Origin of the sequence: Paracoccus sp. FO-3 (assembly GCF_006386455.1) — a bacterium.
In the GTDB taxonomy this organism is placed as follows: domain Bacteria; phylum Pseudomonadota; class Alphaproteobacteria; order Rhodobacterales; family Rhodobacteraceae; genus Paracoccus; species Paracoccus versutus.
Genome location: NZ_VCBQ01000142.1, coordinates 1 through 9,071 on the forward strand (window position 1 = coordinate 1; position 9,071 = coordinate 9,071).

Annotated in this window: 9 protein-coding genes; 3 read left to right on the forward strand and 6 right to left on the reverse strand. The window is 64.7% G+C overall.

All coding sequences use genetic code 11. The annotated features are described in order from the left end of the window. A partial coding sequence (locus tag FE811_RS24075; protein WP_181180951.1) for a strawberry notch family protein occupies nt 1-2,496 on the reverse strand: 2,496 nt, incomplete at its 3' end. Between the two features lie 177 nt (nt 2,497-2,673). Between FE811_RS24075 and FE811_RS24080 the strand changes: the two genes are divergently transcribed. Then, nucleotides 2,674-2,970, forward strand: coding sequence for a hypothetical protein (locus FE811_RS24080; protein ID WP_140849047.1), 297 nt, complete (start codon nt 2,674-2,676; stop codon nt 2,968-2,970). 199 nt (nt 2,971-3,169) lie between these two features. Here FE811_RS24080 and FE811_RS24085 read toward each other — a convergent pair whose 3' ends face one another. Next, complete coding sequence (locus tag FE811_RS24085) at nt 3,170-3,562, reverse strand: helix-turn-helix domain-containing protein (protein ID WP_140849050.1); 393 nt, start codon at nt 3,560-3,562, stop codon at nt 3,170-3,172. A gap of 69 nt (nt 3,563-3,631) precedes the next feature. Between FE811_RS24085 and FE811_RS24090 the strand changes: the two genes are divergently transcribed. Both FE811_RS24090 and lspA read left to right on the forward strand, forming a co-directional pair. Continuing rightward, entirely contained in the window at nt 3,632-4,501 is an 870-nt protein-coding gene (locus tag FE811_RS24090) for a cation transporter (protein WP_255469841.1), read from the forward strand. 14 nt (nt 4,502-4,515) lie between these two features. After that, the gene (gene lspA, locus FE811_RS24095; protein ID WP_181180952.1) at nt 4,516-5,022 is read left to right on the forward strand and encodes a signal peptidase II; all 507 of its coding nucleotides are present in this window, start codon (nt 4,516-4,518) and stop codon (nt 5,020-5,022) included. A 39-nt stretch (nt 5,023-5,061) separates the two neighbouring features. Here lspA and mobQ read toward each other — a convergent pair whose 3' ends face one another. From mobQ to FE811_RS24115, 4 genes are all read right to left on the reverse strand, one after another. Next, nucleotides 5,062-6,234: a MobQ family relaxase gene (mobQ, locus tag FE811_RS24100; RefSeq protein ID WP_140849054.1), complete on the reverse strand. Its 1,173-nt coding sequence runs from the start codon at nt 6,232-6,234 to the stop codon at nt 5,062-5,064. 873 nt (nt 6,235-7,107) lie between these two features. Then, nucleotides 7,108-7,809: an RES family NAD+ phosphorylase gene (locus tag FE811_RS24105; protein WP_140849056.1), complete on the reverse strand. Its 702-nt coding sequence runs from the start codon at nt 7,807-7,809 to the stop codon at nt 7,108-7,110. Further along, the gene (locus tag FE811_RS24110; RefSeq protein WP_131389154.1) at nt 7,806-8,207 is read right to left on the reverse strand and encodes an MbcA/ParS/Xre antitoxin family protein; all 402 of its coding nucleotides are present in this window, start codon (nt 8,205-8,207) and stop codon (nt 7,806-7,808) included. Before FE811_RS24110 ends, FE811_RS24105 begins: the two co-directional genes overlap by 4 nt. Nucleotides 8,208-8,265: 58 nt before the next feature. Beyond that, nucleotides 8,266-8,910 carry an antitoxin of toxin-antitoxin stability system gene (locus FE811_RS24115; protein WP_140849058.1) on the reverse strand — a complete coding sequence of 215 codons (645 nt, stop codon included), beginning with the start codon at nt 8,908-8,910 and terminating at the stop codon, nt 8,266-8,268. Nucleotides 8,911-9,071 lie beyond the last annotated feature (161 nt).

The window sequence follows — 9,071 nt, forward strand, 5'->3', positions numbered from 1 at the left end:
GCCGGTCGAGACGATCTGGATCACCGCTGCGTGGCCCGCCGACAGATCGGCGTCGATGGCGGCGATCAGGGTCGGGGTTTTCATGCTGGTCAGCAGATGGCCAAAGAAGCGCTGCTTGGCAGATTCAAACGCCGAGCGCGCGGCGGACTTGGCCTGGCGGTTGAGCGTGCCGCTGTCGCCCGTGATGTTGGCTGCCTCCATCGCGGCAGCGAGATTGTTGTGGATGATGGCGAAGGCCCCGGCATAGGCATCGTAGATGCCGCGTTGCTCAAGCGTCAGCGCATGCTCCAGCATCTCATATTCGACGCCGTCGTAGGAGAGGGACCGGGCAGTGTAGAGGCCGAGGGACCGCAGGTCGCGGGCCAGCACCTCCATAGCTGCGACGCCGCCAGCCTCGATGGCCTCGACAAATTCGGCGCGGGTGGCGAACGGAAAGTCCTCGCCACCCCAGAGGCCGAGCCGCTGCGCATACGCGAGGTTGTGGACGGTTGTTGCCCCTGTGGCCGAGACATAGACCACGCGGGCATTGGGCAGTTTGTGCTGGAGGCGCAGACCTGCCCTGCCCTGCTGCGAGGCCTCGGTATCGCCGCGCTCGCCCTTGCTGCCTGCGGCATTCGCCATGGCATGGCTTTCGTCAAACAGGATCACCCCGTCGAAATCTGCCCCCAGCCAATCAACGATCTGGTCGACGCGGGATTTCTTGGCGCCCCGCTCTTCGGAGCGGAGCGTGGCATAGGTGGTGAAGAGGATCCCCTCGGTGAGCGGAATGTCGCGACCTTGGGCGAACCGCGACAGCGGCGTGACCAGCAGCCGCTCCTGACCAAGGGCGGACCAGTCGCGCTGCGCGTCCTCGAGAAGCTTGTCGCTCTTCGAGATCCAGAGCGCCTTGCGACGGCCCTGGCACCAGTTGTCGAGCAGGATCCCGGCCGATTGACGGCCCTTGCCCGCACCGGTGCCATCGCCGAGGAAGAAGCCGCGGCGGAAGCGGACAGCGTCCGCGGCATCGTCGGGTGCGGCCGAGACCATGTCGCCGGTTTCATCGACGGTCCACGATCCAGCCAGATACGCGCCATGCGCCTCGCCCGCGTAGATGACGGTCTCAAGCTGCGCGTCGGAGAGCAGGCCATCGCGTAGAACGGCGGCGGGGAGTTTCGGGCGATAGGAGGGTTTCGGGGGCGTGACCGAGGCCATAGCCGCCGACTGCACGAGCTTGGTCGGGTGCGGGGCCGCACCTAGGATGTCGATCGCCTGCAGGCGGAAGGTCTCGTAGATCGCGTCCGACAGACGCACGGCACCGAGATCGTCCGCCGTCTCGCGCAGGGTGTAGGTGAGGTCCGTGGCCTCGATCTGTGCGGCAGTGTTTGTGGGGGGCGTTGCTGGCGTTGCGCGCGATATGCTGATGGCTGTGCGCGTGGTGCGGGAAGGATTTCCCGTGAAGGGGAAAGTGCGGCCCTGCCCGGCTGATGCGACCTGCGCCAGCGCGAGGCGCGGGGGGACATGTGCGGTGATCAGCGAGTGCAGACTGGCGACATCAGGCGATATCGGGCGCGCCAGATCGGCGGTAATGCCGCCCGCCTCGCCACCGCGGCATTTGTCGAAGACCGAAATCCGCGTCTCGAAGCTGGTGCCGTGCTTTGCGAAGGCGGCACCTGACATGGCGCCAGTGAAGACGAGATACGCGGTCTCGGTCAGGCGGGTGAAGGTTTCCGCCCAGACGGGCGCATCCGGCGCGAAACTGGCACCCGTGATGGCGACCAGACGACCGCCGGGGGCGAGCCGGGCAAGCGCCGAGCGCAGATGTCGGGCCGTCGCCTCGGTCGTCCGCCCATCGACATTCGCCACAACCGAAAACGGCGGGTTCATCAGGATGACGCTCGGGCGAACGCCCGGGTCCAGATGATCGTCGATTTGTGCTGCGTCGAAGGTAGTGACTGGACACCCCGGGAAAAGGTGACGCAGAAGGTCGGCTCGGGTCTCGGCGAGTTCGTTCAGCGCGAGACTGCCGCCCGCGATCTCCGCGAGGATCGCCAGAAGCCCGGTCCCGGCCGAAGGCTCGAAGACGAGGTCACGGGGCGTGATCTGCGCTGCCACCATTGCAGCCAGTCCCATGGGCAACGGCGTCGAGAATTGCTGGAACCGCTCCATCTCCTCCGAGCGCCGCGTGTGCGTGGGCAAAAGGTCCGCGACCTTGGAGAGGATCGGCAGCAGCGAGTCAAGTGAGCCCGCCCGGGCGAGCAGCGCGCGGCCGAACTTTCGCAGGAAGAGGACGAGCGCCACCTCGCCCGCCTCGTAGGCGAGCTTCCAATCCCAGGCGCCATCGGCATCGGAGCCGCCAAAGGCGCGCTCCATCTCAAGCCGCAGACGCAGCGCGTCGATCTGGAAGCCTTGGGCGAGATCGGGCTGCAGAGCCTCGGCCACGGCGAGGATCGCGGGCGCGGGCCCGGGATCACGAGATTGGACTGAAACGGGAGGCGCAACAGGCGCGAGATAGGTCATCGGGAAACTCCGGGATGAAGGAAAGGGACAGGCCCGGACACCCTCGCTCGGGCACCCTCAGGCCTGATCTCCCCCTGCCCATCTCTCCCTCTCGAACCGGCACAGTACGGACGCTTGGCTTGATTTTGTTCCTGTTATGTTCTATATTGAGAACCAAGCCAGCGAGGGAGTTTCCCGATGGACAGCACTACATACGCCCTGCCTGCAACGCCCAAGCAGATCGTCTATGCGCGCTCGCTCGCCCTGCGCAACCAGACCATTCTGCCCTGGGAGGTTCAGCAAGATCGCCGGTCGTTGAGTGCCTGGATCGAGGCGCAGGCCCAGCTGAAGCCGGTGTCGGACATGGACCGGCTGCCGACCTCGGAGCAGGTGGCCTTCGCAGAGAAACTCGCCCGGATCAAGCGGCGCGCCGTCCCGGAGGAATGCTTCCGCGACAAGGGGCTGATGTCGAAGTGGATCGACGGGAACAGGTGACGTGAAGCGAAGCGCTGCCCCCGAGACAGAACCCGCCCAAAACCCGAAGGGTTCTGACCAAGGTATGTGTCCAGCCTAAGCCCTTGATTTCATGCAGAGCCGAACTCCAGGCCAGAAATGACCGTTATCGCACATGAAGTTGCGCCCAAAGAAAACGACGAGGGTAACACCACTTTCCGCGAATTGCGGGGGTCCGGGTTTACGAACCAGCCGCGAGGGCTTCGATCACACGGCATCCGGCCACGACGCCGCGCCCGCACTCCTTGACCATGCGGGACAGTTCTTCGCGCAAGTTCAGAAGACGGGCAATCCGGCTCTCCACCTCGGCAAGCTGCGCCTGGGCGATGCGGCTCGCATCCTCGCATGAGGCTTCTGGCTGCTCCTGAAGTGCCAGAAGTGCGCGCACCGCTGCAAGGTCGAACCCGAGTTCACGGGCATGACGAACGAACCCAAGACGGCGGGCATCAACCTCGGTGTAGCTGCGCCGCCCGTTCTCTTGACGGGCTGGCACCGGCAGGACACCGATGCGCTCATAGTAGCGGATAGTTTCAATGTTCACGCCCGCGTGACGGGATAAATCCCCAATCTGCATGTTTTCGCCTTGCTCCTGTAGTTACTACAGGATGTAGCATGAATTAACTGCAAGATCGAGGAAGCACCAATGGACGCAGCAACTGCCACCATCCGCTATCAAGTCACTGGCATGGACTGCGCTTCCTGCGCTGCAAAGATAGAGGGTGCGGCCCGTAAAGTCGAAGGTGTCGATGATGTGAAGGTGTCGATTGCGTCACAGATCATGACGCTCATGGTCGATGATCCGGCGCGTCGGCTTCCGGCACTCGAAAGCGCGGTGACCGGCCTTGGCTACCAGCTCGACCGCATGAGCGAGCCGAGAGCGGCCGGGGCGACGGCTGATGAGGACGACGACAAGATCCCTGACCTGTCGCATGTGACCCCAGCCTACAAGCGCGCGCTATGGATCGTGGTGTTGCTCAATATCGGCTATGGCATGGTGGAGATCGTCGGCAGCTTCTTGGCGGGGTCGCAGGCGCTGCAAGCCGACTCGCTCGACTTCATCGGTGACGGCCTGATCTCATTTCTGGGGCTGATGGCTGTCGGATGGGGCCTTGCCGCCCGTGCCAAAGCGGCGCTGTTGCAAGGCATTTTCCTCGCGCTCCTCGGCCTAGGCGTTATCGGCTCGACGGCCTACCGTGTCTTCGTGGAGCATGAGCCGCAGACCCTGCTCATGGGCGGCTTCGCGCTCGTGGCCTTCTTCGTCAACGTGGCCGCAGCCCTGGTGCTGATCCCGCACCGAAAGGGCGATGCCAACATGCGTGCTGTCTGGCTGTTCTCGCGCAACGACGCGATCGGCAACCTCGCCGTAGTGGTCGCGGCGGTGCTGGTGTGGTGGTTCTCCTCGCCCTGGCCAGACCTCGTGGTCGCCTTTGCCGTCGCGGGCCTGTTTCTGCAGTCGGCGTGGTCGATCATCCGCGATGCGCGCTCCGATCTCGCACAGGCGCCGCAAGCGTGAGGGCGGGAGCTGCCGTGTCGCTGGTCGTCTTCGGGTCCGCGTTCGATTTGGCCGGCAAAGCCTGGGCGCGGGCTGCGCTCGAACCCTACGCCGCACCGCTCGACTTCCTGCCCCTCGTGTCACTGCGCCTAAGCTTCAACGAAGGTGTGTCGTTCAGCATGTTCGCGTCCGAGAGCGAAGGCGCGCGGCTGGTCTTGCTCGCCCTGACAGGCCTACTGACGCTCGCGCTTGGCGTCGCGGCCCTCCGCTCGCAACGTTGGCAGCGCGCAGGCTTATCGCTGATTGTAGCCGGTGCCTTGGGCAACCTGATCGACCGGGCCGCGCGCGGCTCGGTGACCGACTTCCTGGGACTGCACTTCGGGGAATGGTATCCCTTTGTGTTCAACCTCGCTGACGTGTGGATTTCGCTCGGCGTGGTGGTGCTGGTCATCTCGCCGTACTTCAGTAAGGACGGCCCCCACGCACTCAAAACTGTCAGCTCCTCGGGCGAATCCGCGCCATTCCCGGCTGGAAAGCCGTAGCGGAACTTCAGTTCGCACAGACAAGCATACTCTGATCGCCTAAAGTTCCCATCCGAGATCCCTGTCTCGTTCGCGCTGCCGTTCCAGTTCAAGCTGCCGCTTGCGCTCGTCCTCCAGCTCGCGCTGCTGCTTTTGCTGGTTGTCTGGCTTCCCGCGCCCAAGCGCCTGATTGAGGCGGTCGCGAATATCTTGCCGCGCCCCCTGCCCCTCGATGACCTCCTGCTCCGCCCCCAAATCACGCCCGGCAATCCGCGCCAGCCGCTGCCTGACCTCTTCCTGGTCCAACTCCTTCGCCTGCCGCCCTGCGGCAGCGCGCAAAGCCGCCAGACCGGCACTGACATGACCCTGCCCCTCTTCCCGGGCTTCCGCCCACGCATCGCGTGCCAGCTCCAGGCGTTCGCGCATTTCCGCGAACATGGCCTTGGCCTGGCGCACCGCATGCACCCGCGCGCCCCGCTGGGTCAGCGGTTCATAGTCGCGGCCCTCGGCCTCGGCCAGCAACTGCTCGCGGCGTTCGATGGCATTGGCGGCGGGACCAAGCTTCAGCTCCGGCTCGCGGTCCAGCTCCTCAGCCTTCAACGTGTCCCCAAGGGACAGCGCCTCTTCGCGTTGTGCCTCCAATGACCGATGATCGACGCGCTCAACCTGCCCTGCCAGCTCAAGGGCATGGTTTTGCAGCTCGGCCCAATAGCCGCGCATGGCCTCGATCTCCGGCCCACCCGTGCTGGCAGCGTCAAGAAGGCGGGTCTTGTCGGTCAGCCCCTCGGCGGACAGGATGCGGGTGGTGGTCAGGATATGGGCATGATGATTGCGCTGATCGCCCTCGCGGTGCGGCGCATGGATGGCCACATCTGCCGCCACGCCAAAGCGCTCGACGAGCTGTTGTGCGAAAGCGCGGGCGATTTCGATCCGCGCGGCGTCCGATACCTCGGACGGCAAGGCCAGCTCCCATTCGCGGGCGGTCACCGAATTGGATCTGGTCTCGCGCGCCTCGGCGGCGTTCCAAAGTGCTGCGCGGTCCTGCGCCCAATCCGGCGCATCATCGGGGGCGAGAATGAAGCAAGCCTCGACTCCGCGCTTGGCGGTGTAGTCGTGCATGCGCCCTTCCCGGTCGCATTCGATGACGGAGGCCGACCGATAGGCCGCCGCCGCCGTGGCAGACCGCCCGGCGCTGCGTTTGATCGTCTTGACGGAAAGGTGGTAGCTCGCCATGCGCGCGCCCTACCGATCCGGCGACGGGCAACGGCAGGCGGACTGCCAGACATGCAAACAGGCAGCCATGCAAGCAGGCAGGCTGTCTGCGGGCCATCGAGGCAAGCATACCACCACGCAAACGGGCAGACATGCAGCCATGCCGACAGGCGGGCAAGCATGCTGCCAGTGATGCGCGGGGCAATCGCCAGGATGGGCCATGGTTTGCCGGACAAGCGCAGCGCGGCAAACCCTATCCGGCAGCCGGTCCCGCTCTCGGGACCGGCGGAACCGGATCACCCGCTGGCACGGGTACTCTCGCGGAACCGCCCCGCTCTCGGGGCCAGTTCCAACGAGGGCGGCGGTGACAACGGGGCGCGATCCAACCGCGAAGGTTGGCTTGGGAAGGTTTGGAAGGGGCAGCGCGTCCTTCCATTCCGATGCCGCGCATCGGACAGGGACGCCGTCGGCGGGGGGCCATGCCCCCGAAGAGACCGCACGCAAATCTCGGAAGCGCCGCAGGCGGTGAAGAGTTTGCATAAATGCGCCCTTAGGGGCGCCGATTTCTGCTTAGTGTTGCGGTCGGCTCCCGAACTGAACGAACTGCGCAGTCTTTCGGATTGGAGACTGCCTGAAGGTGCGCTACTGGCGTAGCGATTAAGTGCGAAGGATGACGCCCGTCAGCCAACCTTCAGGGCCGTGGCGCCCCGATCAGCAAGAAACTCCCCCGCCGGCGAAATGCTGCTCGCAGTGCGTCCGTCGGTGAGGCCGGAAAGTCCACAGCTTCGAAGAACGCCTGATGATCGCATGGCTTCAAGTTCGTGACCTCCGCGCTATTGTCATTTGCCGGTTTCATTTCTTCGGACCCCCAAAAAGCGTGTGCACCGTTACCCGTCAGCCGACGGCCGTAATCGAGTAGTGCGGTGTCCCATACCAAACAAGATCCCAAGACGCGCCCGGCCGGACGTTCTGGATCGCGTGGGGCTCGAAGCAGACGAGGCACTTCCCGCCCGGCGCGGGAGCCCGACCTGAGGGGTAAATCAAGCCCCGCGATCCAGCCCGGCGCAGATGTTGGGCGAGGCTTTGGCCCTCGGGATATCCGACAGCCGGAGCGGGATGCAGAGCCGGATGGCCCGGCTCGTCGGTCATGTCGTCGAAGATGCCGATGAAATCCGCCAGCAGTTCCACATAGCGGGCGCTGTCATGGAAGCTGCCGGTAAAGCCGAGTTCACGTGTGCGGTGCCAGGCCACTTCGCTGACGGACACCATCACATCCCATGCGCAATACCAGGCACCGCGCTCTTCGGTGTTGAAGCGGTTCCCGCCGGCGCGGGTATAGGTGAAGGCGGCGTTGACATGACTGTCGCCATAGATGCGCAGATCGCGGCTGCGGCGCTGCCAAGCAAGCTCGCGCGGGTCCAGATGGGGATTGCGGCCACGTTCGGCCAGAAGGCGGCCGCTGGTCAGGCCCTCGATCTCTGCGAGGATCTCCATCTCGTCATCAGTATCGACGAGACCGCGCAGGGATGGCGGCTTGTGGTAGGTGGCGGGCAGTAGACGAACGAGACCGCGATCAGAAATCTCGGTCTGCTTCATGCCCCACCACGCAACGCATCGAGATAGGTCCGCACCGCCAGGATCTGCGGCAAGCCCCCGTCGATGGCGGTGTCAACCGGACGGCTGCCCCCAAACAGCGGGCCGGTGTTCGGTCGGGTGAACCAGCTTCGCGCGAGCGGCTCGGAGAAGTAGAGCTCGAGCGACTTGTAGATGCCGATCACCGCACTGAGCCGCAGTAACTGATCCTTGGTCAGCTCCCCCGCGAAATCCGGCTTCTTGGCGCGCTTCCAGGTGCTCTCTGACATATCGGCAAGGCCTGCCGCTTCCTTGAGGCTGAGACCCCAGGCATCAGCCACGCGCGCGTAGGCCTTCAACGCGACCGCGTTGACCTGTGCGGGTTCCCGGATTTTCTCAGCAACGTACATGGCGTCCTCCACTGCCCTAATTAGAGATCATATGGCCTCATTGTAAAGATCAAATGAACTGCCTACGCTCTCACCCGAACCGCCGCCCGGCTTCGGTGAAGGTGTACTCGTTGACGATGATCCCCTCCTCGATGGCCTCGTCCGATGTCAGGTGGTCGTATTCAGCCTGAAGCTGGCGGTAGAGCCAGCGGGCCAGATCACGCAGCGCCTCGGTCACGATCTCCTCGGCGTCTTCGGTAGGCGGCTGCCAGGTCGGGCTGTCCCGCGTGACGTCCACCGACATCGTGTACTCGTGGTAGTAGCGGCCGCGATGGCTGATCTCGGCGGCGAGCTGGTAGAAGTTGCGGCGCTGGATGGCCTGCAGCCGGTCAGCGATGCCGTGCAGCGTCGCGTCCGTGGGCGCGTAGTCCCGGATGCGCGTGGCCCCGCCCTTGGCGTGGGACCAGTAGCTTTCGAAGCAAGCCCCGTCGCCCTGGCTCCAGAAGCCGGAGAACCAGATGCAGGGCTTGGCCCGCGTACCGCCGCCCATCAGGCGGACGGGCGTGGTTTTCAGGCGGATACCGAGGATCTCGCAGACCCTTTCGAAATCCTCGTAGACCGCCTCCCACCAGTCATCGTGGGGGCCAAGCTCGCGACACCAGTTGCGCGCCTTTTCCTTGGCGGCATCCGAGAGTTCGGGGAACTGGTAGACGGTGGTGCAGATGACCTCAGGCATCGGCGTCCTCCCCTTTGAGCGCGGCGACCAGCCACTCTTGTGTGCTGATCCAGCCGATGGATTTGCGCGCGCCGAGGTCGATGACATGCGCGCCGCCGCCGAAGGCATCGAGGCGCGGACGGGAGCAGGTCAGAGCATATTATGCCGGGATCAGGATTATG